General features: G+C 69.9%; 23 protein-coding genes. 16 read left to right on the top strand and 7 right to left on the bottom strand.

Annotated elements, in window-relative coordinates:
- Positions 1 to 62: 62 nt before the first annotated feature.
- On the top strand, positions 63 to 2,714 hold the full coding sequence (locus FK529_RS08715; RefSeq protein WP_146560565.1) for an FtsK/SpoIIIE family DNA translocase: 2,652 nt from the start codon (positions 63 to 65) through the stop codon (positions 2,712 to 2,714).
- 141 nt (positions 2,715 to 2,855) lie between these two features.
- Positions 2,856 to 3,881 carry a TerC family protein gene (locus tag FK529_RS08710; protein ID WP_146560564.1) on the top strand — a complete coding sequence of 342 codons (1,026 nt, stop codon included), beginning with the start codon at positions 2,856 to 2,858 and terminating at the stop codon, positions 3,879 to 3,881.
- A 9-nt stretch (positions 3,882 to 3,890) separates the two neighbouring features.
- On the opposite strand, the gene FK529_RS08705 is transcribed toward FK529_RS08710, so the two are convergent.
- Positions 3,891 to 4,619: a putative protein N(5)-glutamine methyltransferase gene (locus FK529_RS08705; protein WP_146560563.1), complete on the bottom strand. Its 729-nt coding sequence runs from the start codon at positions 4,617 to 4,619 to the stop codon at positions 3,891 to 3,893.
- A 103-nt stretch (positions 4,620 to 4,722) separates the two neighbouring features.
- Between FK529_RS08705 and pgsA the strand changes: the two genes are divergently transcribed.
- The 8 genes from pgsA to FK529_RS08670 all read left to right on the top strand — a co-directional run bounded on the left by pgsA (position 4,723) and on the right by FK529_RS08670 (position 9,660).
- A complete protein-coding gene (pgsA, locus tag FK529_RS08700; protein ID WP_231703000.1) occupies positions 4,723 to 5,301 on the top strand; it encodes a CDP-diacylglycerol--glycerol-3-phosphate 3-phosphatidyltransferase in 579 nt (192 codons plus the stop codon).
- Positions 5,288 to 5,791: a CinA family protein gene (locus FK529_RS08695; RefSeq protein ID WP_146560562.1), complete on the top strand. Its 504-nt coding sequence runs from the start codon at positions 5,288 to 5,290 to the stop codon at positions 5,789 to 5,791. Before pgsA ends, FK529_RS08695 begins: the two co-directional genes overlap by 14 nt.
- A gap of 28 nt (positions 5,792 to 5,819) precedes the next feature.
- Positions 5,820 to 6,095 (top strand): helix-turn-helix domain-containing protein, encoded by a 276-nt coding sequence (locus FK529_RS08690; protein WP_146560561.1) that lies wholly within the window; start codon positions 5,820 to 5,822, stop codon positions 6,093 to 6,095.
- 166 nt (positions 6,096 to 6,261) lie between these two features.
- Entirely contained in the window at positions 6,262 to 7,077 is an 816-nt protein-coding gene (locus tag FK529_RS08685; RefSeq protein WP_146560560.1) for a PspA/IM30 family protein, read from the top strand.
- A 13-nt stretch (positions 7,078 to 7,090) separates the two neighbouring features.
- Complete coding sequence (pspM, locus tag FK529_RS08680; protein ID WP_146560559.1) at positions 7,091 to 7,960, top strand: phage shock envelope stress response protein PspM; 870 nt, start codon at positions 7,091 to 7,093, stop codon at positions 7,958 to 7,960.
- 125 nt (positions 7,961 to 8,085) lie between these two features.
- Positions 8,086 to 8,256 carry a hypothetical protein gene (locus FK529_RS20205; RefSeq protein ID WP_166436392.1) on the top strand — a complete coding sequence of 57 codons (171 nt, stop codon included), beginning with the start codon at positions 8,086 to 8,088 and terminating at the stop codon, positions 8,254 to 8,256.
- A 60-nt stretch (positions 8,257 to 8,316) separates the two neighbouring features.
- Positions 8,317 to 9,459 carry a glycosyltransferase gene (locus FK529_RS08675; protein WP_146560558.1) on the top strand — a complete coding sequence of 381 codons (1,143 nt, stop codon included), beginning with the start codon at positions 8,317 to 8,319 and terminating at the stop codon, positions 9,457 to 9,459.
- Positions 9,460 to 9,468: 9 nt separating this feature from the next.
- Positions 9,469 to 9,660 carry a DUF3046 domain-containing protein gene (locus FK529_RS08670; protein WP_146560557.1) on the top strand — a complete coding sequence of 64 codons (192 nt, stop codon included), beginning with the start codon at positions 9,469 to 9,471 and terminating at the stop codon, positions 9,658 to 9,660.
- Here the strand turns inward: FK529_RS08670 and FK529_RS08665 are convergent, their stop codons facing one another.
- Positions 9,661 to 12,837 (bottom strand): arabinosyltransferase domain-containing protein, encoded by a 3,177-nt coding sequence (locus FK529_RS08665; protein ID WP_146560556.1) that lies wholly within the window; start codon positions 12,835 to 12,837, stop codon positions 9,661 to 9,663.
- Positions 12,838 to 12,996: 159 nt separating this feature from the next.
- Here FK529_RS08665 and FK529_RS08660 point away from each other — a divergent pair, with 159 nt between their 5' ends.
- The 4 genes from FK529_RS08660 to FK529_RS08645 all read left to right on the top strand — a co-directional run bounded on the left by FK529_RS08660 (position 12,997) and on the right by FK529_RS08645 (position 19,108).
- Positions 12,997 to 16,593, top strand: a complete 3,597-nt coding sequence (locus FK529_RS08660; RefSeq protein WP_166436391.1) for an indolepyruvate ferredoxin oxidoreductase family protein — start codon at positions 12,997 to 12,999, stop codon at positions 16,591 to 16,593.
- A 324-nt stretch (positions 16,594 to 16,917) separates the two neighbouring features.
- A complete protein-coding gene (gene recA / locus FK529_RS08655; protein ID WP_068525022.1) occupies positions 16,918 to 17,967 on the top strand; it encodes a recombinase RecA in 1,050 nt (349 codons plus the stop codon).
- An 8-nt stretch (positions 17,968 to 17,975) separates the two neighbouring features.
- The gene (locus FK529_RS08650) at positions 17,976 to 18,584 is read left to right on the top strand and encodes a regulatory protein RecX (protein ID WP_146560554.1); all 609 of its coding nucleotides are present in this window, start codon (positions 17,976 to 17,978) and stop codon (positions 18,582 to 18,584) included.
- A gap of 146 nt (positions 18,585 to 18,730) precedes the next feature.
- The gene (locus tag FK529_RS08645) at positions 18,731 to 19,108 is read left to right on the top strand and encodes a VOC family protein (RefSeq protein WP_146560553.1); all 378 of its coding nucleotides are present in this window, start codon (positions 18,731 to 18,733) and stop codon (positions 19,106 to 19,108) included.
- Positions 19,109 to 19,177: 69 nt separating this feature from the next.
- Here the strand turns inward: FK529_RS08645 and FK529_RS08640 are convergent, their stop codons facing one another.
- From FK529_RS08640 to FK529_RS08625, 4 genes are read right to left on the bottom strand one after another with little or no spacing between them, the layout of a single operon-like run.
- Positions 19,178 to 20,047 (bottom strand): amino acid ABC transporter permease, encoded by an 870-nt coding sequence (locus FK529_RS08640; protein WP_146560552.1) that lies wholly within the window; start codon positions 20,045 to 20,047, stop codon positions 19,178 to 19,180.
- Positions 20,044 to 20,718, bottom strand: coding sequence for an amino acid ABC transporter permease (locus FK529_RS08635; RefSeq protein WP_146560673.1), 675 nt, complete (start codon positions 20,716 to 20,718; stop codon positions 20,044 to 20,046). Before FK529_RS08635 ends, FK529_RS08640 begins: the two co-directional genes overlap by 4 nt.
- Before the next feature lie 2 nt (positions 20,719 to 20,720).
- On the bottom strand, positions 20,721 to 21,692 hold the full coding sequence (locus FK529_RS08630; RefSeq protein ID WP_231702999.1) for a glutamate ABC transporter substrate-binding protein: 972 nt from the start codon (positions 21,690 to 21,692) through the stop codon (positions 20,721 to 20,723).
- Between the two features lie 14 nt (positions 21,693 to 21,706).
- On the bottom strand, positions 21,707 to 22,435 hold the full coding sequence (locus FK529_RS08625) for an amino acid ABC transporter ATP-binding protein (RefSeq protein ID WP_193559677.1): 729 nt from the start codon (positions 22,433 to 22,435) through the stop codon (positions 21,707 to 21,709).
- A gap of 104 nt (positions 22,436 to 22,539) precedes the next feature.
- Between FK529_RS08625 and miaB the strand changes: the two genes are divergently transcribed.
- Complete coding sequence (gene miaB, locus FK529_RS08620) at positions 22,540 to 24,123, top strand: tRNA (N6-isopentenyl adenosine(37)-C2)-methylthiotransferase MiaB (protein ID WP_438947182.1); 1,584 nt, start codon at positions 22,540 to 22,542, stop codon at positions 24,121 to 24,123.
- Positions 24,124 to 24,181: 58 nt separating this feature from the next.
- Entirely contained in the window at positions 24,182 to 24,808 is a 627-nt protein-coding gene (locus FK529_RS08615) for an Rv2732c family membrane protein (RefSeq protein WP_231702998.1), read from the top strand.
- 18 nt (positions 24,809 to 24,826) lie between these two features.
- Here the strand turns inward: FK529_RS08615 and FK529_RS08610 are convergent, their stop codons facing one another.
- The gene (locus tag FK529_RS08610) at positions 24,827 to 26,212 is read right to left on the bottom strand and encodes a DUF349 domain-containing protein (RefSeq protein WP_146560548.1); all 1,386 of its coding nucleotides are present in this window, start codon (positions 26,210 to 26,212) and stop codon (positions 24,827 to 24,829) included.
- Between the last annotated feature and the right edge of the window lie 105 nt (positions 26,213 to 26,317).

Genomic DNA, 26,317 nt, shown 5'->3' with positions numbered 1-26,317 from the left:
GGTCCTGCTGTTACATGTGTGGCACTTGATACGGATGGGGTTAGTGTCGATAGACTGCCCCCATGGCATCGAAGACCACCACCCGCGCGCGCGGGTCCGCGAACTCCCGGTCCGGGGGCGCGCGCACCAGCCGCGCCGCGAGCCCGACGCGCAGCCGCCAGGCCGCTCCGCGCTCCCGCGGTAAGCAGGGCGCCGCGGCACCCCGGGCCGCCTCGGCCGCCGGTGGGGGAGTGGCGCGCGGCCTCGGTGCCGGATGGAAGTTGCTGGCCAAGGGGGTCGGGAGCGCCGTGCGCACCGGCAGTCGACCCGACGACGCCGATGCGACCGGCGCGACCGCCGAGGCCGTCGTATCGAAGCCGACGCACTCGCGGGACGGCCTCGCGCTCGTCCTGTTCGCCGTCGCGATCATTCTCGGTGCGGCCGTCTACTTCGACGCCGGCGGGCCCGTGGGCTCCTTCTTCTCGACGGGCGTCCGTGCGGTCGTCGGCTGGTTCACCGTGCTCGTCCCGCCGCTGGCCATCGTCCTCGGCGTGATCATGATGCGCCGCCCCGATAATCCGTCGGCCCGTGTGCGGCACCGCGTCGGCGCTGCGCTCATCGTGCTGCCCTTCCTGGGGCTGCTGCACATCGCTTCCGGCGGACCGTCGACCTTCGACGACCGCGCCGCGGCCGGCGGCTACCTCGGATACGTCGTCGGCGGGCCGCTCACCGACGGCTTCACGGCGTGGATCTCGGTGCCGCTGCTCGTCCTGGTCGCGCTGTTCGGCCTGCTCCTGGTGAGCGGGATGACGGTGCGCGAGATCGTCGACCGCCTCAAGTTCTACTTCGGCGTCGACATGAAGGAGCAGTACGGCGAGGCCGGCGAGGATCAGTACGACGACGCCGACGAGCTCGACTCGCCGTTCGCCGCCTTCGATTCCGGCCGCGCCGATGGCGCGACCCGCGCACTGACCCCCTACGGCGACCCGTACGAGAACTACCCGGCCGATCCCGAGCCGCCGAAGCGCGGACGCCGCCGCAAGGCCGCCGACGAGGACGAGCCGGCATCGTCGGACCAGGTGACCGCACCGATCACGCCCGAGCCGGCCCCGTCGGAGGAGCCGACCGTCGAGGTGCCGCCGGCACCGAAGCCGCGCCGCGCGGCGGTGGTCAAGGACCACACCCCGCCGCCCGCGCCGAAGGCGGCCGAGTTCACCGTCGCGCGGACCATCGACAGTGAGGACTACGTCCTGCCGCCCGCCGATCTGCTCATCGAGGGCGAGCCGGCCAAGGCGGGGACCAGTGCCAACGACGCCATGATCGACGCGATCAGCGGGGTGATGGAGCAGTTCAAGATCGACGCCGCCGTCACCGGCTACACCCGCGGCCCGACGGTCACGCGGTACGAGCTCGAGCTCGGCCCCGGGGTGAAGGTCGAGAAGGTCACCCAGTTGCACCGCAACATCTCGTACGCGGTGGCGACGGACAACGTGCGACTGCTGGCGCCGATCCCCGGTAAGTCCGCGGTGGGCATCGAGGTGCCCAACACCGACCGCGAAATGGTGCGCCTCGCCGACGTGCTGGCCGCCGACAACACGCGCAAGGACACGCACCCGCTGGTCATCGGCCTCGGCAAGGACATCGAGGGCGAGATGGTCAACGCGAACCTCGCCAAGATGCCCCACCTCCTCGTCGCGGGTTCGACGGGCTCCGGCAAGTCCAGCTTCGTCAACTCGATGCTGGTCTCGCTGCTGGCCCGGGCCACCCCGGACGAGGTGCGGATGATCCTGATCGACCCGAAGATGGTGGAGCTGACGCCCTACGAGGGCATCCCGCACCTCATCACGCCGATCATCACCGACCCGAAGAAGGCCGCCGCCGCGCTGGCCTGGCTCGTGGAGGAGATGGAGCAGCGGTACAAGGACATGCAGGCCTCGCGCGTGCGGCACATCGACGACTTCAACCGCAAGGTGCGCTCGGGCGAGATCACCACGCCGTTGGGTTCGGAGCGGGTCTACCGTCCGTACCCGTACATCGTGGCCATCGTCGACGAGCTCGCCGACCTCATGATGACCGCGCCGCGCGACGTCGAGGAGGCGATCGTCCGGATCACGCAGAAGGCCCGCGCCGCCGGCATCCACCTGGTGCTCGCAACGCAGCGCCCCTCCGTGGACGTGGTCACCGGCCTGATCAAGACCAACGTCCCGTCCCGACTGGCGTTCGCGACCAGCTCGCTGACGGATTCGCGGGTGATCCTGGACCAGCCCGGTGCCGAGAAGCTGATCGGCATGGGCGATGCGCTGTTCCTGCCGATGGGCGGCAAGTCGACCCGGATGCAGGGCGCGTTCATCACGGACGAGGAGATCACCTCCGTCGTCGACTTCGTGCGCAACCAGGCCGAGCCCGAGTATGCGAACGGCGTCACCGAGACGAAGGTCGAGAAGAAGGACGTCGACCCCGACATCGGCGACGACCTGGACGTCTTCCTGCAGGCCGTCGAGCTCGTCGTGTCCTCGCAGTTCGGCTCGACGTCGATGCTGCAGCGCAAGCTGCGCGTCGGCTTCGCCAAGGCCGGCCGCCTGATGGACCTCATGGAGTCGCGCGACATCGTCGGGCCGTCGGAGGGTTCCAAGGCGCGCGACGTGCTCGTCACGCCCGACGAGCTACCCGGGCTGATGGTCGTGCTGCGGGGCGGCGGCGAGGTGGCGCAGGAAGCGGACGAACCGGACTTCTGATACAGTCCTGCTTGCATGTGTGAGGGGAGTATCCCGCTCGCGGCGTGAACGTCAGCACGGTGGATCCACATCCACCCGGGCACGCTGGACCCGCTCGTCGGGTCGGGAGAGACCTCCGGATCTGTACCGGAGGTGTATGCAATGCAAGTTTCCGCGCTCGTCTGGATCGTCTCGATCGTCGTCGTCCTCGGACTGTTCGTCTTCGACTTCTTCAGTCACGTGCGCACGCCGCACGAACCTTCGCTCAAGGAATCCGGCTTCTGGTCGGCGGTGTACATCGGCCTCGCGGTCGTGTTCGGCATCGGCGTGTGGATGGTGTCCGGGTCCCGGTACGGCGGCGAGTTCTTCGCCGGCTTCGTGACCGAGAAGGCGCTCTCCGTCGACAATCTCTTCGTCTTCATCATCATCATGGCGAGATTCGCCGTGCCCAGGATGTACCAGCAGAAGGTGCTGCTGTTCGGCATCGTGATGGCGCTGGTGCTGCGTGCCGGATTCATCGCGGTCGGCGCGGCCGCGATCTCCGCCTTCTCCTGGGTGTTCTACATCTTCGGCGTCTTCCTGCTCTACACCGCGATCAAGCTGGTCAAGGAGGCGTCGTCGCCCGAGGGGCCGGTCGAGGACGAGAAGGAGCGCGAGGGCCGGGTGGCCGCGCTGTTCAAGAAGTTCGTCCCCACCACGGACACCTACGACGGCGACAAGCTGATCACCAAGGTCGACGGCAAGAAGGTCGCCACCCCGCTGCTGCTCGCGCTGGTCGTCATCGGCTTCACCGACATCCTCTTCGCGTTCGACTCGATCCCCGCGATCTACGGCCTCACCCAGGAGCCCTACCTGGTGTTCATGGCGAACGCCTTCGCCCTGATGGGCCTGCGGCAGCTGTACTTCCTGATCGGCGGCCTGCTCGACCGCCTGGTGTACCTGTCCTACGGCCTGTCGATCGTGCTCGGCTTCATCGGCGTGAAGCTGGTGCTGCACGCGCTGCACGAGAACACGCTCCCCTTCATCAACGGTGGCGAACACGTCGCGGTGCCGGAGATCACCACCGGCCTGTCGCTCTCGGTCATCCTCGGTGTGCTTGTGATCACCACCATCGCCTCGCTGGTCAAGTCCAAGCGCGACGAGCGCAAGGAGCTCGTCGACGACACGTCGGGCCCGGGCAAGGACTAGGGCGCGACGTCACGACGGCCTGACGCCCACGGCCACCGTGGCCTGCCGCTCGTCGTCGACCTCGATGTGCGTCTCGAGGCCGACGGTGCACAGCGCGGCCGCGGTGTACGGGGCCTGCTGCCGTGCGGTCTCGATGAGCACCCGGCCGCCGGCGCGCAGCCAGTGCGGCGCGTGCACCGCGATCCTGCGGTGCAGGGTGAGCCCGTCGGGCCCGCCGTCGAGTGCGCGGTGCGGCTCGTTGTCGCGGGCCTCGGGCGGCAGGGTCCGGATCGCGGCGGTGGGCACGTAGGGAGCGTTCGCGGCGATCACGTCGATGGTGCCGCGCAGCGCAGCGGGGAGCGGTGCGAACAGGTCCCCGACCAGGACCGTCGCCTCCGGGGCGTTGCGCGCGGCGTACCCGGCGGCGGTGCGGTCGATGTCCGCCGCATAGGTCGTGGCGGCGGCGGCCGTCGCCGCCACGGGCCCGGCGCCGCAGCAGAGCTCGACGAGGACGCCGCGGCCGTCGGCCAGTTCCGCCAGGAGTTCGGTGCGCCGGCGGGGTACGAAGACGCCGGGCCCGACGACGAGCCGACGGCCGCGGAACTCCACCCAGCCGAGCACGTGCTCCAGGGATTCGCCCGCGCACCGGCGCCGGACGAGGGCCTCGAGGTCGGGCCCGGATGCGGCGTTCTCGAGCAGTTCGGCTTCGCGTTCGGCGAAGGCGCATCCGGCCGCGCGCAGCGCACCGATCACGTTCACCGAAGGAGTCAATCACGATTGCCGTGATCGGCCGCAGGGGCGCGAGCCGTTCCCGCCGCAGTCGGCCATCTCGCCGACGCCGCGTACCGATAGGCTGATCGGCGTGAGTGCAACGGACGGCGTGCAACCTGCGAGCACACCTGTCTCCAACGTCAACGTCGCGAACGGGTTGACGGTGCTCCGGATCGTACTCGTCCCGGTCTTCCTCGCGGTGCTGTTCGTCGACGACGGGCAGTCAACCACGTGGCGGTGGATCGCCTTCGCGATCTTCGCGGCCGCGATGATCACCGACCGGATCGACGGCCAGATCGCGCGCCGCTACGGCCTGATCACCGACTTCGGCAAGCTGATGGACCCGATCGCCGACAAAGCGCTCACGGGCGCCGCCTTCGTCGGCCTGTCCGTGCTGGGCGAGCTCCCCTGGTGGGTGACCGTGGTGATCCTCGCCCGCGAGTTCGGCATCACCGCCTTCCGGTTCGCCGTGATCCGCGACGGGGTGATCCCGGCCAGCCGCGGCGGCAAGCTCAAGACGTTCCTCCAGACCATCGCGATCGGCCTGTACCTCATGCCGTTGCCGGCGTGGATGGACGTGCCCAGCCAGGTGGTGATGGGCGCGGCCGTCGTCGTCACCGTCGCGACGGGCGTCGACTACCTGGTGAGCTGGTGGCGTGGCCGCAAGTGACGCCGCCCTCCTGGTCGCCGCGCTCGCCGAGCGCGGTCAGACGGTGGCGTCGGCCGAATCGCTGACCGCGGGCCTGTTCGCTGCGACGATCGCCGACGTCCCCGGTGCCAGCGTCGTGCTGCGCGGCGGCCTCATCGTCTACGCGACGGACCTCAAGGCGAGCCTGGCCGGCGTACCGTCGGGCGAGTTGGAGCGCAACGGCCCCGTCCACCCCGACACCGCCCGCGCCCTCGCCGACGGCGCCCGGACGCGCTGCGGCGCCGACTGGGGCGTCGGACTCACCGGCGTCGCCGGACCCACCGAACAGGACGGCGTTCCCGTCGGCACCGTCCACCTCGGCCTCTCCGGCTCGTCCGGTACCTCGGTCACCACCCTGCATCTCGACGGCGACCGCGCCGAGGTGCGTCGGGCCGCCGTCGACGCCGCCCTCCGCGAACTCGCCGCGCGGGTTTCCGAGAATCGGGAACCATCCGGGCCCGCCCAGCGTTGACTGGACAGATACCAAGACGGAGGTGAGCATGGCTCTACTGCTTCGCGAGGCGATCGGCGAGAACCTGCGCAAGACCCGGGTGCGCCAGAGCCGCACGCTGCGAGACGTTTCCTCGGCAGCACAGGTCAGCCTCGGCTACCTGTCGGAGGTCGAGCGCGGCCAGAAGGAGGCCTCCAGCGAGCTGCTGGCCGCCATCTGCGGTGCGCTGGCGGTTGACGTGGCCGATGTGGTCGCTCAGGCCAGCGTGTCGCTGCGCCCGTTCCCCACGATGGTGATCCCCGCGCCGGCGCTCGCCGTCGCCTGACCCCGAGACGACCGGTCCGCGGGCTCGGGGGAAAACCCCGAACCCGCGGACCAGGGCGGCGCACCGGGGTCGTTTCCCGATAGATTGGTAAGCACGAGCCCGGCGGTCGCCGGGCGGCCGGACCCGGATCCGGGTATGGACGTATCGAGGCGGAGGAGAACTGACGATGGCTAACCCGTTCGTCAAGGGGTGGCGCTACCTGATGGCGCTGTTCAATTCGAAGATCGACGAGAACGCCGATCCGAAGGTGCAGATCCAGCAGGCGATCGAGGACGCGCAGCGCCAGCACCAGTCGCTCTCGCAGCAGGCCGCTGCCGTGATCGGCAATCAGCGTCAGCTCGAGATGAAGCTGAACCGTCAGCTCGCCGAGGTCGAGAAGCTGTCCGCCAACACCCGCCAGGCCGTCCAGCTGGCCGACCAGGCCGCCGCCGCCGGCGACGCGGCCAAGGCCAACGAGTACACGAACGCCGCCGAGGCCTTCGCCGCGCAGCTCGTCACCGCGGAGCAGAGCGTCGAGGATCTGAAGGGGCTGCACGACCAGTCGCTGCAGGCCGCCGGCCAGGCGAAGCGGGCCGTCGAGCAGAACGCGATGCAGCTGCAGCAGAAGCTCGCCGAGCGCACCAAGCTGCTCAGCCAGCTGGAGCAGGCGAAGATGCAGGAGCAGGTCTCCGCGTCGCTCAACCAGATGGGCCAGCTCGCGGCCCCGGGCAACACGCCCAACCTCGACGAGGTCCGCGAGAAGATCGAGCGCCGCTACGCGAACGCCCTCGGCTCGACCGAGCTGGCGCAGAACTCGGTGCAGGGCCGGATGATGGACGTTCAGAACGCGACGGTGCAGATGGCCGGCCATTCGCGCCTCGAGCAGATCCGTGCCTCGATGCAGGCCAGCGGTCAGATCCAGGGTGCCCCCGCCTCCCCTCAGGCCGCGCCCGCACCGCAGACCCCGCAGCAGGCCCCGAACCCGAACCTGCAGAAGCCCTGAGAACAGAGGAACGATGACCGACCAGCAGGGCCGCCACCGCACCGACTTCTCGGCGGTGGCGGCCTCTGCCGGTCGCATGGCGGCCTCCGCTATTGCCGCGGCGTCGACCGCGATGGAGACCGCCGCCCGTGCCGCCGATGAGGCGCGCGACAAAGCCGCTCGGCGGCGCGATCCCAAAGTCGCCCACCAGCGGTCCATCACGCAGGCCCGGTACACCGTGAACACCTGGGCCGCCACGACCTCCACCTCCGCGGTCGTGGCCGTGGGCGGCTTCGCCGCCGCCGCGCCCGTCGTCGGGGGGACGGCCACGGCCGTGACTGCGCTGGTCGCGGTGCCCGCGGCGTACGCCGTGCGCAAGCTCCGGCGCCTGCGCCGCACGCCGCCACCGCCTCGCGCCTACGCCCGCCGTGCCGTGCCGCCGCGCTCCTCCGCGCTGCACGATCCGGTGCGCGGGCTGGCCGACGCCGAGCAGGAGTTCCTCGCGCTCATGGCGGTGCTCCTGCGCTCCGGCGCCCTCCCGCCCGACGCCCTCAGCGAACTCGACGACGACGCCGAGGCCTCCGCCGACGCGATCGCGTCCTACGCGGAGCAGCTCGGCGAACTGGAACGCGTCGTGGTCGGCGGCGGGGGATCCGCCGCGTACCTGCGCGAGACCTTCGACGAAGGCCTCGACAGCCTCGACGAGGGCGTTGAGGCGTACCGCGAGATGGTCCGGTCCGCGGCGACGACGGTGGCCGCTGCCCGCCGGTCGCTCGGCTCTCCCGCCCGGTTCGACGAGCTCAGCACGGCGACGCCGCGGCTGCAGGAGACCGCCGAGCGGCTGCGCGCCTGGGCCTACGGCATCGCGGCGCTGCCGCCCGTGGCGGATCCCCGGACCCGCTGACGAACCCTCGGGGTTAACCCCCAAATCTCCCTGAAACCGCAGTTCAGAGGGTGACTTTCCCGCTTCGGCGGGGGCAGTATGGAAGGCGGAAGCCTCCTCTGAAACCTCCCGAAAGGTGCACTGCAATGTTCTGGAAGATCCTCGGCGCCATCGTCGTCATCTGGCTCGCCCTGATGGTGGCCTCGGCGATCATCAAGTCCGTGATCCCGCTCGCCGTGATCGCACTCATCGTGATCGGTATCGTCACGGTGGTCAAGTGGCTGAGCTCAGGGAAGAAGACCCCGAGCACGTTCTAGCGGGGCCGTCCCGCGCACGTCCCCCCCGCGGGCGTGCCGCCGGCTCACGAAGGAGTGCGGGTGCGCGTTGCGATCGTCGCGGGTTCCGAGGCCGGGCATGCACTGCCCGGCCTCGCCCTTGCGCTCCGCCTGATCGGCGCCGGCCACGAGCCCGTTGTCTTCACCGGCCGGAAGTGGCGCGACGTGGGTGCGCGCTACGGCGTCGACACTCGCGAACTCCTCGGGCTGGCCGCTCGGTCCGGCGACGACGACGGCGACGCGGGATCCAAGATCCACGGCCGCGCCGCGTACATCGCCACCCGGGTGCTCCCCGGCATCGAGGCGGTCCGCGCCGACCTCGTCGTCGCCGACATCCTCACCCCCGGTGGGGGCATGGCGGCCGAGCTGCTCGGCGTGCCGTGGCTGGAACTCAGCCCGCACCCCCTCTACCTGCCGTCGCGGGGCCTCTCGCCCATCGGTTCCGGCCTCGCCCCCGCGCAGACGCCGCGCGAATTGCTCCGCGACGCCGTGCTCCGCGCGTTCACGTCCCGCGACATCGCGAAAGGACGACGCCAGCGCGAGCTCGCCCGCGCGGGCATCGGGCTACCGCCGCGCGACGACGGTCCCGCCGGACGGATCGTCGCCACCATTCCCGCGCTCGAGGTGCCCCGGCCCGACTGGCCGGCGCGGACGCACCTCGTCGGGCCCCTCACCCTGGAGCCGACCGACGATCCGTGCCCCGTCCCGGACGGTGGGGGTCCGCTCGTCATGGTCGCCCCGTCGACGGCGGCGATAGGGGAGCAGAACCTCGCCGACGTCGCCGTCGACGGGCTGCGTGGCGCCGGCGTGCGGCTCGCGGTCAGCGGACTGAACCCGCCCGTGTTCGACGAGCCGTGGGTCGCCAGCGGCTTCGGCCGGCAGGACCAGCTCGTCGCGCGGGCCGACGCCGTGATCTGCGGCGGCGGCCACGGCATGCTCACCAAGGCGCTCACCGCGGGCAAGCCGGTCGTCGTCGTGCCCGGCGGCGGCGATCAGTGGGAACTCGCCAACCGCGTCCTGCGGCAGGGGAGCGGCGTCGTCGTCCGGCCGGCGACCGCCGACGCGATCCGCGACGGTCTGCGCCGGGTGCTCGGCGACCCGTCCTTCGCCCGCGCCGCGCGGACCGCGGCCGAGGGGGCCCACCGCGTCGCTGACCCCGTGCTGGTGTGCGAGGCGTATCGGTAACCTGGTGCCGTGCGCCTCACCGACTTCCGCGAACTGCTCTACGCCGAGTTCGGCACCCTCCGTGGCGACACCCTGATGCGCGATCACCGGCTCGGCGATTTCGGCGTCACGGGCGAACAGGCCATCGAGTCCGGCGTCGACCCGCGGGACGTGTGGCGGGCCCTCTGCGCGGAGTTCGATGTTCCGAGGTCCCGCTGGTAGCTACTCCTGAGGCGTCGGGCCCGGCGTCCACAGCCCGGACCGCGTGACCTCGGCCCGGCCCTGCTGCGCTGCGGGCGCCTCGACGTAGGGGACGTACCGCTCCAGCGCGCCCCACTCCCGGCCCCAATCGTGATTCAGGTAGGTCGGCACAGTCTGCGCCTTGGCGAGCAGCAGCGCCCACCCCAGCGGCCCGCCGGCGTCGCCGCCCTGCCAGGTGGTGGTGGCCGCGGCCGCGAGGTCGCGCTCGGGAAGGATGCGCCACTTCGGCTGCTCCGCGACGCCGCCGTTCTCCCGCCACTGCCGCTGGCACGGGAAGCCGATGCCGGCACCCCAGTCGACCAGCGTCGGGTCGTCGCCGAGCAGTTCCTGGAGCGTCTCCAGCCGCGGTGCGCGCGGGGGCGTGTACGCCACCCACGTGGTCTCCGACGGTGCCGTGATCGTCGCGCGTACCCGCACGGCGGTCGCCCCCGCGGGCACCGACTCCGCGGGCACGCGGAGGTTGCGCCACGCCGGAGCCGGGCCGATGTCGATCGGCGCGACGACGCTGCTCGGGGTGATCGTTCCCTGACCGGTGCCGAACTCGAGCTGCAGTTCGCCGGGCCCGAAGCGGCCGGCCGCACTGATCGTCAGCAGTCGGTCGATCCCGCCCGCGGGCAGGGCGTACCAGCTGGAGATCGCCCGCGCCGAGCGCTGCGGACCGGTCTGTCGGCTGCCGACCACGGGCACGCGCGCCGGATCCAGCCCGAACGGCAGGGCCGCGATCGAGCCGTTGACGCCCGGCGCGTCGAGCGTGCCGCCGCCGGTGCCGCCCGTGTTCGACGGGGTGTTGTCGGCGTCGCCGGTGCGCACCAGGTCCGCGGCGCCGCGCGACGACGAGCTGAGGCTGCCCGCGATGCCGTTCGGCGTGAAGTTCGCGTTGAGCTCGCCGACCAGCGGGTCCGGCGCGGTGCCGATCGGCGTCAGCACGCCCGCGGTGGCGTCGCGTTCGACGAGCACCTCGTCGGCCATGCCGCACGGGTCGCCGGCGAGGGAACGCAGGTTCTGCTGCCCGTAGGAGTAGGCGGGCCACTGGATCATGACCGACGCGGCGTTGGTGGCGCCGATCATCGCGATGATGAGCGTCGCGACCAGGGTGATCGGCGTCGCGAAGCCGGGCAGGCGGAACCTTCCCCGGCCGTCCTCCGGGCGCCCGCCCGCCGGACCGCCGAACGCCGGAACCCGTGGCGACCATCCGGTGACGTGCACCACGAACGATGCGGCCAGCAGCACCGTCAGCGCGCCGAAGACCGTCGCGATCTTCACGCCGGCGACCGTCGGATCGGCGCCACCCCACGGGATGCCGAAGTTGCCCGGGTAGAACCAGCCGTTGGTGGTCTCGAAGGCGAGCGTCGCGCAGCCCGCGACCGCCGCGAGCGCGAGGAGTCGGAACTGCGGCCGACGGATCGTCCGCGGCCCGACCGCGACGACCGCGATCGCCGCGACCATCGCGCCCAGCGTCGCGAAGGCGCCGAAGTGATGCGTCCACTTGGTGGGGTTGAACGCCATGACCAGCAGCGAGACGCCGATCGCGGCCACCACGCGGCGCGCCGGCCCGCTCGCGATGCCGGGGATCCGCCGCCGCCACAGCAGCAGCGTCGCGACGATCGCGGAGCCGAGGAGCAGTGCGAGCATCGCGAACCGTCGGGCGACGGAGCCGTTGGGGTTCTGCTGGAACAGCGCCTCGTACCGGATGATCTCGCGGTGCCAGGGCTCGCTCGGCCCGACGTCGCCGAGCAGCTTCGTGGACTGCAGCATCTCGACGAGGCCGTGGTCGGCGAACACGAGGTACAGCACCGACGCGCCCGCGGCGGCGAGCGTGAGCAGGGTCGCGGCGTAGCCGTTCGCCTTGACGTGGGCCACGACGGCCTTCCACAGCGGCGCCGCCGCGACGAGGAAGACGACGAAGGCGAAGCTGCCCGTCGGGGCGGCCGAGAGGGTGAGTCCGGCGACGACGAGCCCGACGCCCGCGGGGGCGAGGCGGCGGGTGGCGACGGATCGCTCCACCAGACACCACGTCACAACGGTGCCGACCGCGACGATCGGCTCCGGGCGCAGCCCCGGGTTGTACGTGAGCCAGAACAGCGTGAAGACCGCCGCCATCGCCCACAGGGCCCGCGAGTACTCCCGCGGCGCGCGTCGCTTGCTCAGCCCGAGCCGCGGCAGCACCTCGCGGGAGAGCAGGAACCACGCCAGGATCCCGGAGAGCAGGGCTGGCAGGCGCAGCCACGGGCTCGAGACGCTGAGATCCGCCATCCAGGACACCACGTAGAAGGGCATGCCGAAGGGCGCGTAGGGCGCGTCGTAGTAGCGGAAGACCTCGGGCATGTAGCCGGAGTGCGGCGCGGCCTTGATCATCCCCAGGATGTAGCCGTCGTCCGAGGTGGGCGCCCCGACGATGTGCCAGGCCAGCAGGCTGCCGATCACGGCGACGTCGGCGAGGCGCACGTGCAGCCAGCGGCGGGGGAGCCACCGGCCGCGGCGGCGACCGTCGGCGCGGTCGAGCAGCGCTAGCGCGATCAGCGAGAGCAGCACGCAGGCGACGCCGACGAGGATCGCGGCGCCCTTGAGCACCGACGGGGAGGACGTGTATCGCGAGTCGACGTCGATGGTCATCCGCGGCGTCGGGCCCTGCAGATTCGCCGGTAGGTCTGAGAACACCCCCACCACCTGGGGCCGGAGGTCGCTCCGGACGTCGCCCTGGCCGGAGATGCCGCTGGCCGCGGCGAAGGCGTGATCGGCGTCGATCGAGATCCGCAGCTCGCCGCATCGCGTGAGGTCGGCGCGGGGCACGGTGTGCACGAGCGCGCCCCGGGAGCGGACCGTCAGGGCCTCGCCGTCGACGGTGACGTACAGCCCGGCCGTGCGCGCCCGGTCCCCGGCGGGCGGGGGCGTCGTGGCCGCGAGCACCGTCTGCCGGTCCGACGGTGCCGCCGCCGCGACGGCGCACGGGATCGCGGCGTCGACCTGCAGCGGCTTGTACATCGTGAGCGGCGCGGTGACCGGTGCGAGTGACCCGGACTGCGGCCAGTCGATCGTGACCGCGGTCTGCTTGACCGGCAGCAGCGGCATCGCGATCGCGAGCACCAGGCCGATCAGGCCGGCGACGACGGCGGCGATCCGGGCGATTCGGAGGTTCACGATCAGTCAGGGTATCGGCCCGGCACGACGGGTCCGGTCGGCGCGTGGGGAGTCGCCCGAGACGGCTGTGAAATACCCCGGCTCTGCGGCTATGCTGTGATCACCGACACAGCCCACGCCCGTTCCGCCACCCCTGGAACTGGGCGTATGAGAGAAAGCATGGTGGTTTCAGTGACCCTTGACGCCAATTCGCCATTTCAGAAGGTTCCCGGCGTTGCCGACGCCACGCAGGCCGGCCAACACGACGCGGATCCTCGTGGCGGGCAGTCGGCGGCGGTCGAATCCTTCTCCTTGGACGACCGTTACACGCGCGAAGAGGGCACGATCTACCTGACGGGCATTCAGGCCCTGGTCCGCATGGTGCGGGACCGGGCGCGGCTCGATCGCCGCCAGAATCTCACGACGGGCTCGTTCATCTCCGGCTACGAGGGCTCGCCGCTCGCGGGCTACGACCTGGAGATCGCCAAGCGCACGAAGTACCTCAAGGACTTCGACATCGTGCACCGCCCGGGCCTCAACGAGGAGCTGGCCGCCACGTCGGTCATGGGCTCCCAGATCGCCGCGCAGGTCGCGCACCTCGACCGCGGCCTCGACGGCGTCACCGGCTACTGGTACGGCAAGGCCCCCGGCCTCGACCGCGCCACCGACGCACTGCGGCACGCCAACATGATCGGAACCCATCCCACGGGCGGCGCCGTCGCCCTCGTCGGCGACGACCCGGGGGCCAAGAGCTCGACGGTGCCGTGCGCCTCGGAGATGTCGCTCGCGGATCTCTACATGCCGATCCTCTACCCGGCGGACTCGCAGGACATCCTCGACCTCGGCGTGCACGCCGCGATCATGTCCCGCGTCTCCGGCGTGTGGACCTCGCTGAAGATCTCGGCGCACGTCGCCGACGGATCCTCCACCGCGGACGTGCACCCCGACCGCATCCTGCCCGTCTACGGCGACCTGGGCACCAGCCCGCACGTCCCGTCGGGCCAGCTGCTCGGCGCGAAGCTGATGGAGCTCGAGCAGAACCAGCTCACCGTGCGCATCCCGCGCGCCATGGAGTACGCCCGGATCAACCGCCTCAACCGGATCACGGTGCGCTCGAGCGACGACCGGATCGGCATCGTCTGTGCCGGCAAGACCTACCTCGACGTGCGCGAATCCCTGCGGCTCATCGGGATCGAGGACGACGAACTCAACCGCCTCGGCATCCGCATCCTCAAGATGGGCATGGTCTACCCGTTCGAGCGGCAGATCCTGCACGAGTTCATCGACGGGCTCGACGAGGTCATCGTGGTCGAGGAGAAGCGCGACTTCCTCGAGACGATGATGCGCGACATCCTGTTCCGGCACCCCGGCGCCCCGAACATCGTCGGCAAGGCCAACGAGGACGGCTCGACGCTGTTCTCCCGCTTCGGCGAACTGGACGTCGACTCGGTCTCCCGCGGCCTCGCGCAGCGCCTCGCCCGGGTGCACCAGGTCGCCGCCGCGAAGGACTGGCTGGACCGCAAGGCCCAGATCCGCACGCGCATCGAGCTGCCGCTCGCCGCGCGCAGCCCCTATTTCTGCTCGGGCTGCCCGCACAACAACTCCACCAAGGTCGCCGACGACACGCTGGTCGGTGCCGGTATCGGGTGTCACGCCATGGTCCTGCTCATGGACCCGCAGCAGGTCGGCGACGTCACCGGCGTGAGCCAGATGGGCGGCGAGGGGGCGCAGTGGGTCGGCATGGCCCCCTTCGTCACCGAGAAGCACTTCGTGCAGAACATCGGCGACGGCACGTTCATGCACTCGGGCTCGCTGGCGCTGCGCCAATCCGTGGCCTCGGGTGAGCGGATCACCTACAAGCTGCTGTTCAACGGCACCGTCGCCATGACCGGTGGCCAGGATCCGGTCGGGGAGATGACGCTGCCGCAGATCTGCACCCTGCTGCTCGCGGAGCGCGTCACCAAGGTCGTGGTCACCTCCGACGATCCCAAGCGCACGAAGGCCCTCGGCCTGCCGAAGGGCATTGAGGTCCGCGACCGCGCCGACACGCTCGACGTGCAGCGCGAGCTCGCGGAGGTCGCCGGCGTGACCGTGCTGGTGCACGACCAGCACTGCGCCGCGGAGAAGCGCCGCAAGCGCAAGCGCGGCAAGTACCCCACGCCCAACCAGCGCGTGGTGATCAATGAGCGCATCTGCGAGGGCTGTGGCGACTGCGGCCAGAAGAGCAACTGCCTCTCGGTGCACCCGGTGGAGACGGAGTTCGGCCGTAAGACCCGCATCGACCAGAGCTCCTGCAACCTCGACTTCTCGTGCCTCAAGGGCGACTGCCCGTCGTTCGTGACGGTCACGCCGGGCTCGCAGGGCAAGGTGCGCAAGTCGGTGCCCGATATCGCGGCCGATGCGATTCCGCAGCCGAAGAAGGCGCGCCGCGAGGCGGACGGCATGGCCATCCGTATCACCGGCATCGGCGGCACGGGCGTGGTGACGGTCTCGCAGATCATGGCGACCGCCACCGTGCTGGACGGCCACTCGGCGCGCACCGTCGACATGACCGGCATGGCCCAGAAGGGCGGTGCGGTGGTCTCCGACATCAAGGTCTCGGCCACGTACGTCGACCAGGCCGCGAAGGTCGCCTCGGGCGACTGCGACGTGTACCTGTCCTGCGACAGCCTCGTCGGCGTGGACCCGGCGAACCTCAAGGTGGCCTCGCCGGAGCGCACCACTTCGATCGTCTCGACCACCGAGGTGCCCACCGGCCAGATGGTGATCGACACCTCGGTCGGGTACCCGGACGCGCGGAGCATCCACGAGGCCATCGACCGGGCGTCGCTGCGTACCGTCTACCTCGACCCGGGTGACCTGACCCTGCAGCTGTTCGGCGATGAGCAGTACGCCAACCTGTTCATGGTGGGCGCAGCGTTCCAGACCGGTGCCCTGCCCATCAGCTCGGCGTCGATCGAGCGGGCCATCGAACTCAACGGCGTCGCCGTGGAGAAGAACCTGCAGGCCTTCCGTCGTGGCCGTCAGTCGGTCTCGGACCCGGCCGGCGTGCAGGCCGCGATCGACGCGCTGCATCCCGTGCCCGCGCCGGCTCCGGTCAGCGCGTTCGCCAAGGGCCTCGTCGCCGTGCTCGATGGAGGCTCCGACGAGTTGCTGCGCCAGGTCGGGATCCGCGCGGACGAGTTGGTCGCGTACCAGGACAAGGCCTACGCGCAGCGGTACGTCGATGACGTGGCCCGCGTCTTCCGCGCCGAGAAGAGCTGGGGTTCCGAGGATCTCACCGCGGCTGTGGCGCACAACCTGCACAAGCTGATGGCCTACAAGGACGAGTACGAGGTGGCGCGCCTCTCGCAGGACGCGGGCTTCGCAGCGCAGGTCGCCGACGAGTTCGGCGCCGACGCCAAGAAGGCGATCCGCCTGCACCCGCCGACGCTGCGCGAGATGGGCCTGAAGAACAAGCTCGCCCTGGGGGAGTGGGTGAACCCGGGGATGAAGGCGCTGGCGAAGATGAAGCGTCTGCGCGGCACCAAGCTCGACGTCTTCGGCATGACCGAGATGCGCCGCATGGAGCGCACGCTGATCGCCGAGTACCGCGCGCTCGTGGGCCTCATGATCGCCGCCGCCGAGGGTGGCCGCGTCGCAGACGAGCAGCGCATGCAGGTCGTCGCCCTCGCCGAGCTGCCGGACATGGTCCGCGGCTACGAGTCGATCAAGACCGACAACGTCGAGAAGTACCGCGCCGCCGTCCAGGCGCAGCTGGAGAAGCTGGGCTGGTAGCTCCCGTTCTCTCGTGTTCGACGGTGACCGTCCCTCCGCCCGGAGGGGCGGTCACCGTTCGTACACCCACAGGCGCCGCGCTCAACCATCACTTCACGTCGATGGTCGGGTCGAATCGCGCGTGGGGCGGCGTGTCGCACGTTCGGTGCTTGCTTCGAACGCAGGTTCGCCTATAGTCGACGGTGTTCGACGTGAAAGTGAGCCGGCGAGAGCGCGCCCGAAGTGGATGCGAAACTTGTCAGAGCGTCCCTCTAGCGTCCGTAGCAACAGTAGAACCCAGCGCCGGCGGTACTTCCCACCCCGGCCCGAAGGACGGAGAGTCCCATGGCACCTGCACCCGCGGATCGCGATAAGGCCCTCGAGCTGGCGCTCGCCCAGATCGACAAGAGCTACGGCAAGGGCTCCGTCATGCGCCTCGGAGACGAGGTGCGCCAGCCCATCGCGGTGATCCCCACCGGCTCCATCGCGCTGGACGTAGCACTCGGCATCGGCGGCCTCCCGCGCGGCCGCGTCATCGAGGTGTACGGCCCGGAGTCCTCGGGTAAGACCACCGTCGCCCTGCACGCGGTCGCGGAGGCGCAGGCCAACGGCGGCATCGCGGCCTTCATCGACGCGGAGCACGCGCTCGACCCCGATTACGCCGCGAAGCTGGGTGTCGATACCGACGCCCTGCTCGTCTCCCAGCCCGATACGGGGGAGCAGGCGCTCGAGATCGCGGACATGCTGATCCGCTCCGGCGCGCTGGACATCATCGTGATCGACTCGGTGGCGGCCCTGGTCCCCAAGGCCGAGATCGAGGGCGAAATGGGTGACAGCCACGTGGGCCTCCAGGCCCGCCTCATGAGCCAGGCGCTCCGCAAGATGACCGGCGCGCTGAACAACTCGGGCACCACCGCCATCTTCATCAACCAGCTGCGCGAGAAGATCGGCGTCATGTTCGGCTCGCCCGAGACCACCACGGGCGGTAAGGCGCTGAAGTTCTACGCCTCCGTGCGCCTGGACGTGCGGCGCATCGAGACCCTCAAGGACGGCACCGACGCCGTGGGCAACCGTACCCGCGTCAAGGTCGTCAAGAACAAGGTCTCGCCGCCGTTCAAGCAGGCCGAGTTCGACATCATCTACGGCCAGGGCATCAGCCGCGAGGGTTCCATCATCGACATGGGCGTCAACGAGGGCTTCATCCGCAAGTCGGGCTCCTGGTACACGTACGACGGTGACCAGCTGGGCCAGGGCAAGGAGAACGCCCGCAAGTTCCTGGTCGAGAATCCGGACGTCCGCGACGAGATCGAGAAGCGGATCAAGGAGAAGCTCGGTGTGGGCGCCGACGTCACCGCCGACGCCGACGAGATCGCTCCCGCGCCCGTCGACTTCTAGGCCGCGCCGTGTCCGACTACTCGGACGACGAGGTGGTCTCGCGGGGCCGGCGCCGCGGGCGTCGCTCCCGCGGCGGCGACGGCCCCGTCGACGGCGAACCGCGGCAGCAGGAGGAGCAGGATCCGGCCAAGCGTGAGGCGCTGGCCCGCGACCTGATCTATCGCGCCCTCGGGATGCGGGACCACTCGCGGGCCGAACTGCGGACCAAGCTCGCGCGCCGCGGCTTCGACGAGGAGCTGACCGAGCGGATGCTCGACAAGTTCGTCGCCGCCGGTCTCATCGACGACGCCGCCTTCGCCCAGCGCTGGGTCCAGTCCCGTCATCAGTTCTCCGGTCGGGGTCGACGAGCCCTCGCGCAGGAGCTGCGGACGAAGGGGGTCGGCGAGGAAGAGGCGTCCGCCGCGCTCGACACCGTCAGCCGCGAGGACGAGCGGGAGCGCGCTGCGGAGCTGGTGGACCGCAAGCTCGCCCGCGTCGAGATCCCGGTGGACCGGGTCGAACGCGACAAGCTGACGCAGCGCCTCGTCGGGATGCTCGGGCGTCGCGGCTACCACCCGTCGATGGCGCTGTCGGTAGTGCTCGACGCCATCCGCGAGAAGGCCGATGCAGCGGAGTAGCCAGCTCGGAGTACCGTCGAGGTCATGACTGCCGGACAGGCCCGCTGGGGCCGCACACGGACGGGCGATCCGGCCATCGTTTGACGGCGCGGTCTCCACCCGGGGCGACGGAACACCACCCATCCGATCCCCTCGAAGGAGAATCCATGTCCGCCCGCTTCAATCACACCATCATCTTCGCTGTCGACGTGGCCGAGTCGGCAGCGTTCTACCGGGACTATCTCGAGGCCGAGGATGCGCAATCCTGGGGCCCGTTCACCAATCTCATGATCGGCGACGGGGTGCTGCTCCAGATCGCGTCGCCACCCGGTCTGGTGCCGCAGCCGCAGCACTACGCCTTCCTCGTCGAGGACGATCATTTCGACCGTGCCCTCTCGCTGCTCGACGACCGTCGTGCCGACTACACCGCTGACCCGCACGGGAAGCGGCCCGGCGCGATCAATCACGACCACGGCGGTCGCGGCGTGTACATCCGCGATCCGGCGGGTCACGGCATCGAGCTGCTCACAAGCCCGTATCTGTGATGTGACGGCCGCTGGAACGGCGTGCGCCCCCGGAGGATCTCCGGGGGCGCATCCGTCGAGCACGGAGGATCAGTGTCCGCGGCGCTCGCGCAGTTTGCGCTCCACCCACCGGGCGAGCATCGACAGGCCGTAGTTGATCAGGATCATGATGACCGCGACCACGATCAGAGCCACGAACAGCGAGCGGTACGAGATGCCCGCTTGGATGCCCTGCCGCACGATCTCCGTGTAGCCGATGATGTAGCCGAGCGCGGAATCCTTCAGCGCCACTACCATCTGGGAGATCAGAGCCGGGAGCATCGCCGTGATCGCCTGCGGAAGAAGGATGATCCGCATCGTCTGGCTCTTGCGGAGCCCGAGCGCCGAGGCGGCCTCGCCCTGTCCGCGCGGCAGCGAGTTGATACCCGAGCGGATGATCTCCGCGATGACGGAGCCGTTGTACATGGTGAGACCGAACACCACTGCCGCGAATGCCAGCTGCGACGACGGGAACAGCGCCGCGGCCGCGAACGCGTAGTACGCGAACAGGATGAGGATCAACACCGGGATGGAGCGGAAGATCTCCACCACCGTGCCGGCGATCCACCGCACCGCGGCGTGATCGGACTGCCTGCCGATGCCGAGGACCATGCCCAGCACCATGGCGAAGACGATCGACACGACCGCGGCGAGCAGTGTGCCCCACAGTCCGGGGAGGATGTACGTGGTCCAGAAGTAACTCTCCGTGACCATCTTCCACTTGGACCAGTCGAGCTGGCCCGCGTCCGACATCGCCATCGTGACCCAGACGAGGAAGGCGATCACCGCGGCGATGAACACGACGGCAACGATCTTGTCGCGCATCTGCTGCCTCGGGCCGCGCGCGTCGAACAGCACGCTGCCCTTCTGCTTCGGGTTGATCTTCGGTGCGGTCACCCGGACCTGATCGGGGATGGTCATCGCTTCACCGCCAAACGGTTGCCGAGGTACGTGAACAGCAGACCCATCGGCAGCGTCAGCAGCACGAAGCCGAGGGCGATGATCGCGAAGATGGTCATGATCTGGTCGGGATACGTCTCGACCGACGACTTCATCAGGAGCGCCGCCTCAGAGACGCCGATGACGGATGCGATCGTGCTGTTCTTGGTCAGCGCGATCAACACCGAACCCATCGGTGCGATGACGGCGCGGATGGCCTGGGGCAGCACGATCGTGCCGAACACCGTGAAGAACGGCAGGCCGAGCGCGCGAGCCGCCTCGGCCTGGCCCACCGGCACGGTGTTGATACCCGCGCGCAGCGTCTCGCACACGAACGCCGCCGTGTACATCGACAGGCCCAGGATCGCCAGGCGGAAGTTGTTCTCCTTGACGAAGCTGTCGTTCTGCGGGGCCAGTGTCAGGTTCAGCACCATGAACAGGCCCATCCAGCAGAACAGGATGATGAGCGTGAGCGGAGTGTTGCGCACCACGCTCACGTAGAACGCCGCGAACCGGCGCATGATCGGAACCGGTCCGACCGCCATCCCGGCGAGCACCATTCCCAGCACCAGTGCGATCACGCCGGAGAAGAACGTCAGTTTGATCGTCATCCAGAACGCGGGCCACAGCTGTGGCCCCATGTACTCCCACATCGTCACGCGGCACCTCCGCACTTGCTGGCCGGAGCGTCGACGAACGCGAGGTCTCCCACGGACGGCTTGAACTTGTCGAAGCCCCCGGCGCGGTCGATCAAACGCTGGGTCTCGGTGGCGCCGAGGTTCTTCCGGAGCGCCCGCTCCCAGCTCCCGTCGGCGATCATCTTGGCGATCGCCTCGTTGAGGGCCGCCTTCGACTTGGCGTCGTTCTTGGCCAGGCCGATGCCGTAGCGCTCCGTCGAGAACGGGTTGCCGGCCTTCTTCTGCGAGCCCTTGATGCACTGATCGGTGAGGTACGTCATGTCGACCACACGGAACTCACCGCTGTACTGCTCGTTGAACCCGGCGAGGATCGACTCGTCGGTGGTGAGGGCGTCGATCCGTCCCTGATGCAGTGCTTCGGTGCACGTGGAATACGAATCGAACTCCTGCAGCTGCACGCCGGGCAGCTGCGCTTTGACGTTCTGTGCGGATGTGGAACCCGCCGCGGAGCACAGGATCTTGCCCTTGTCGAGGTCGGCGAGTTGTCCGAGCGACGAGTCGTCATTCCGCACGAGCAGGCCCTGCCGAACCACGAGGTAGGGCCCGGCGAAGTCCACCTTCTTCGACCGCGAGGCGTTGATCGAGTAGGTCGCCGTGATCATGTCGACCTCGCCGTTGTTGATCAGCGTCTCGCGCTGAGCGGACGGCGTCTCGCGCCACCGGATCGTCGGCTTCTGCCAGCCGTTCGCCTCCGCGATCGCGTTCACCACGTACTCGCTCACGTCCACGTCGAAGCCGCTCATCGACTTGTCCGGTTTGCGCAGGCCCAGGCCGGGCTGGTCGAACTTGGTGCCGAGGATCACCGATCCGGATTCGATCGAATCGACCAGGCTGCGGGCACCGGTGCTACCGCAGGCGACGAGGCCGCCGGCGAGGACGACGGCGGTGATCGCCGCGACTATCCGTCGAATCCCTCGTGGTCGTTGCATCGTGTGCTCCCTCATCAGTGGCTCAGGATCTTCGAGAGGAAGTCCTTGGCACGATCGGACTTCGGGGCGGTGAAGAACGTCTCGGGGTCCGTGTCCTCGACCACCGCACCGTCGGCCATGAACAGGATCCGGTCGGCGGCCTTGCGGGCGAAGCCCATCTCGTGGGTCACCACGACCATCGTCATGCCGTCCTTGGCGAGCGCGACCATGACGTCCAGCACCTCGTTGACCATTTCCGGGTCGAGCGCCGAAGTCGGCTCGTCGAACAGCATCACCTTCGGCTCCATCGCCAGGGCACGGGCGATGGCCACGCGTTGCTGCTGTCCGCCCGACAGCTGAGCAGGCATCTTCTCGGCCTGGCTCGCGATCCCCACACGCTCGAGCAGTTCCATGCCGCGTTGACGGGCATCCTCCGACGACTTCTTACGCACCTTGGTCGGCGCCAGGGTGACGTTGTCGATGATCGACTTGTGGGAGAAGAGGTTGAACGACTGGAACACCATGCCGACGTCGGCGCGGAGCGCGGCGAGCGCTTTCCCCTCCTCGGGGAGGAGTTTTCCGTCGATCTTGATCGTGCCCGTGTCGATCGGCTCGAGTCGGTTGATGGTTCGGCACAACGTGGACTTGCCCGAACCGGATGGTCCCAATACCACCACCACCTGTCCCCTCGGAACGGTGACGTTGATGTCCTTGAGCACGTGGAGATCGCCGAAGTGTTTATCGACTGCTTCGATCTCGATCATCGGAGCCGAGCCTGTGGGCTCTTTTGCTGCGGGTGTGGTCATGGGCAGAAGCCTATGACCACCGGTGTTTCGCCCGCGTTAAGACGGCGGTTTTAGTGCGTCGAATGTGCACGGGAGGCCGCGGGCCGAGGGCGCTGCGGCACGGCCCGATTTGCTCCCGCCGATACCCTGGTGGGGTGATCGAGTCCGCCCCCACCAGCCGAACGTACGAGGTCCGCACCTACGGGTGCCAGATGAACGTGCACGATTCCGAGCGCCTGTCCGGCCTGCTCGAGGACGCCGGTTACGTGCGCGCGGACGGCGGCGAGCAGGCCGACCTCGTGGTCTTCAACACCTGCGCGGTCCGGGAGAACGCAGACAACAAGCTGTACGGCAACCTCAGCCACCTCGCGCCGATCAAGCGGGAGCGGCCGGGCATGCAGATCGCCGTCGGCGGCTGCCTAGCCCAGAAGGACCGCGGCACCGTCGTGAAGAAGGCCCCGTGGGTCGACGTGGTCTTCGGTACCCACAACATCGGATCCCTGCCGACCCTGCTCGAGCGCGCCCGGCACAACGAGACGGCCGAGGTCGAGATCAAGGAGGCGCTGGACGCCTTCCCGTCGACGCTGCCCGCCCGCCGCGAGAGCGCCTACGCCGGCTGGGTCTCCATCTCGGTCGGCTGTAACAACACCTGCACCTTCTGCATCGTGCCGAGCCTGCGCGGCAAAGAGGTCGACCGCCGCCCCGGCGACATCCTCGCCGAGGTGCAGGCCCTCGTCGATCAGGGCGTCTCCGAGGTCACCCTGCTCGGCCAGAACGTCAACGCCTACGGCGTGAACTTCGCCGACCCAGAGCTGCCGCGCGACCGCGGCGCCTTCGCCGATCTGCTGCGCGCGTGCGGCCGGATCGAGGGCCTCGAGCGGGTCAGGTTCACCAGCCCGCACCCCGCCGAGTTCACCGACGACGTCATCGACGCCATGGCCGAGACCCCGAACATCTGCCCGCAGCTGCACATGCCGCTGCAGTCCGGCTCCGACCGCGTGCTCAAGGAGATGCGGCGCAGCTACCGCAGCACCAAGTTCCTCGGCATTCTCGACCGGGTCCGCGAGCGCATCCCGCACGCCGCGATCACGACCGACATCATCGTCGGCTTCCCGGGGGAGACCGAGGAGGACTTCCAGGCCACCCTCGACGTGGTCGAGCAGGCCCGGTTCAGCTCGGCCTTCACCTTCCAGTACTCCATCCGCCCCGGCACCCCCGCCGCCGATCTGCCCGATCAGCTGCCGAAGAAGGTCGTGCAGGAGCGTTACGACCGGCTCATCGCGCTCCAGGAGCGGATCACGCTCGAGGAGAACCAGAAGCAGGTGGGCCGCCGCGTCGAGTTGCTGGTCGCGCTCGGCGAGGGCCGCAAGGACGCCGAGACCAAACGCATGTCCGGTCGTGCCCGCGACGGTCGGCTCGTGCACTTCGCCGGGGGCGAGGGCATCCGCCCCGGTGACGTCGTCGAGGTCGAGATCACCGCCGCCGCGCCGCACCACCTCGTCGCCGACGGCGGCGTGCTGAGCCACCGTCGCACCCGCGCGGGCGACAACGTCGAGGCCTCCATCACGCCCGTCACCGCGCCCGTCGGCGTGGGCTTGGGGTTGCCGTCCGTCGGCCGTCCGGCGGCCGCCGCGGAGCCCGCGTCGACGGGGTGTTCGTCCTGCTGACGGGCAGTACGACGACCTGTAGGAGACGCACCGCGGTCCAGGGTGGACAATGGGGCGTATGAACGCCGACAGCGAGGGCCCCCGGAGGGCCGAAGAGTTGGAGAACCTGCGCTCGCAGGTCGAGTCGGTCGAGCGCAAGCTCGCCGGCGAGTTCCAGGTCAGTCCCAGGATCCTGGTGGCTGCGATCGCCGTGGTCGCGGTGATCGGCTCGCTCGCGCTACCGCACACGGGCTCGGTGACGGGCCTCGCGATCATCACCGGCGACCCGCAGATCGAGGGCAGCTCGCTGGTCATCGTCTCGAAGATCTTCGTGTGGCTCGAGGTGCTGTTCGGTGTCTTCGCCTCGGGCGCCGCGCTGCTCACCCGCCGCTGGGCGCTGTCGGTCATCGCAGGCGCGGGCTGCGGCGTCGCGGTGGTCTTCGGCCTGCTGTCGGTGTGGTCGCGGCAGACCCCCGGTCTGCACGGCGAGCCGCCGACGGGCGCCGGGATCGGCCTCTTCCTCGGCTGGTTCGCCATGATCGTGCTGGCGATCGTGTGGATCAAGACCATCTGGGCGCGGACGCCGTACCAGCTCGCCGCCGAGAAGGAGCGCCGCGCCGCCGCGCAGGAGTGGGACGCCTTCGCCCAGTCCAACCGCATCGGCCACCAGCCGCCCCGCCCGCAGCGCCCCACCGACCAGTCGTAGTCGCTGGTCGCGGGGGAGTCAGCGGTTCTCGATCGCGCCCTCCGCCGCATCGGCCCACTCCCGCCACTGCTGCGCCTGCTCGCGCAGCCGCACGGCGTCCTTGGCCTTGCCTGCCTTCTCCGCCTTCTCGGCCTGCTCCTCGAACTGCGCGACGCGGTCGCGGAACTGGGCGGCGCGGGCGGCGGCTTCGGGATCGGTGCGACGCCACTGAGTGTCGTCCGCGGCCTTGATCTTCTTCTCCAGCGCACGGATCCCGGCCTCCAGCGAGCCCATCTGCTCGCGCGGGACCTTGCCGATCGCCTCCCACTTGTCCTGCAGCTCCCGGAGCGCCGACTTCTGCGCGGCGAGGCTCTGCGCCGACTCGATCCGCGGGGTGTACTCGTCGAGCAGTGCCTGCTTGGCCTTGCCGTTCTCGGAGAACTCGGCGTCCCGCTCGTCGGCGGCGGCGTTGCGGGCGGAGAAGAACTCGTCCTGAATGCCCTTGAAGCGCGCCCACAGCGCGTCGTCGGTGTCGCGGGGCGCACGGCCGGCGGCCTTCCACTTCGCGAGCAGGTCCCGGAACTTCGCCGAGGTCTCGCCCCACGACGTGTCGTTCTTGAGCTTCTCCGCCTCCGCGATCAGCTCCTCCTTGCGCGCCTTGGCGCCGGCGCGCTCCCGGTCGAGCTCGGCGAAGTGCGCGCCGCGCCGCTTGTTGAAGGCGTCTCGGGCCTTGGAGTAGCGCTTCCACAGCGCGTCGTCGGTCTTCCGGTCGACGCCCTTGATCGTCTTCCACTCGTCGAGCAGGGCGCGCATCCGATCGCCGGCGGCCTTCCACTGGGTGGCCTCGGCGGCGATCTGCTCGGCCTCGGCGGCGAGGGCTTCCTTGCGCGCGATGCCCTCGGATCGGCTCTTCTCACGGTCGGCCTGCGCCGTGACGATCGCGGTGTCGGCGCCCGTGAGGAGCGCGCCCACCCGGGCGGCCAGGCCGTCGAGATCGCCCACGACCGCCGCGGTGGGCAGCGTGTCGGCGACCTGCTGGGCCGCGGCGCGGATCTTCTTCGGATCGCCGGTCCCGCTGGCGAGGCGCTCCTCGAGCACCTCGACCTCGGTCGCGAGCTCGTCGTACTTGCGGCCGTAGTGCGCAAGGCCCTCAGCGGACTCCCCGGCCTGCCAGGAGCCGACGGCGCGCTCGCCGCCGGAGGTCACCACGTAGACGGTGCCGTCCTCGTCGACCCGGCCGTGCTTGCTCGGGTCCGACGCCGGACGCGTGCGCGGCGCCGCCTGCGCGGCCGCCGGGGCGTGCGGGCGCGGTCCGCCGGGGCGCGGGCCGGGATGGGGCTTGGGGCCGGGCCGAGCGCCCGGGGTCGGCTTGGGAGCGGCGCTCTCGATCGGAGTGGTCTCGGCGATCGGGTCGTTCTCGGCCACGGGGGTCCCTTCGTCTGCGCCGCGCGTCACGGCTGCCGGTCGTCACGGATCCGCACAGCGCGCGGCCCTGGATCCATTGAAGCACTCCGCGGGCCCCGCGGCGCG

Origin of the sequence: Tsukamurella asaccharolytica (genome assembly GCF_007858435.1) — a bacterium.
GTDB classification, from domain to species: Bacteria; Actinomycetota; Actinomycetes; order Mycobacteriales; family Mycobacteriaceae; genus Tsukamurella; species Tsukamurella asaccharolytica.
This window is presented reverse-complemented; position numbering and strand designations above follow the sequence as displayed.

Coding starts and splice junctions, on each gene's coding strand:
- FK529_RS08715 (WP_146560565.1), top strand. CDS start 63: ATGGCATCGAAGACCACCACCCGCGCGCGCGGGTCCGCGAACTCCCGG.
- FK529_RS08710 (WP_146560564.1), top strand. CDS start 2,856: ATGCAAGTTTCCGCGCTCGTCTGGATCGTCTCGATCGTCGTCGTCCTC.
- FK529_RS08690 (WP_146560561.1), top strand. CDS start 5,820: ATGGCTCTACTGCTTCGCGAGGCGATCGGCGAGAACCTGCGCAAGACC.
- FK529_RS08685 (WP_146560560.1), top strand. CDS start 6,262: ATGGCTAACCCGTTCGTCAAGGGGTGGCGCTACCTGATGGCGCTGTTC.
- pspM (WP_146560559.1), top strand. CDS start 7,091: ATGACCGACCAGCAGGGCCGCCACCGCACCGACTTCTCGGCGGTGGCG.
- FK529_RS20205 (WP_166436392.1), top strand. CDS start 8,086: ATGTTCTGGAAGATCCTCGGCGCCATCGTCGTCATCTGGCTCGCCCTG.
- FK529_RS08660 (WP_166436391.1), top strand. CDS start 12,997: ATGGTGGTTTCAGTGACCCTTGACGCCAATTCGCCATTTCAGAAGGTT.
- recA (WP_068525022.1), top strand. CDS start 16,918: ATGGCACCTGCACCCGCGGATCGCGATAAGGCCCTCGAGCTGGCGCTC.
- FK529_RS08645 (WP_146560553.1), top strand. CDS start 18,731: ATGTCCGCCCGCTTCAATCACACCATCATCTTCGCTGTCGACGTGGCC.
- FK529_RS08640 (WP_146560552.1), bottom strand. CDS start 20,047: ATGACCATCCCCGATCAGGTCCGGGTGACCGCACCGAAGATCAACCCG.
- FK529_RS08635 (WP_146560673.1), bottom strand. CDS start 20,718: ATGTGGGAGTACATGGGGCCACAGCTGTGGCCCGCGTTCTGGATGACG.
- FK529_RS08630 (WP_231702999.1), bottom strand. CDS start 21,692: ATGCAACGACCACGAGGGATTCGACGGATAGTCGCGGCGATCACCGCC.
- FK529_RS08625 (WP_193559677.1), bottom strand. CDS start 22,435: ATGATCGAGATCGAAGCAGTCGATAAACACTTCGGCGATCTCCACGTG.
- miaB (WP_438947182.1), top strand. CDS start 22,540: ATGTGCACGGGAGGCCGCGGGCCGAGGGCGCTGCGGCACGGCCCGATT.
- FK529_RS08615 (WP_231702998.1), top strand. CDS start 24,182: ATGAACGCCGACAGCGAGGGCCCCCGGAGGGCCGAAGAGTTGGAGAAC.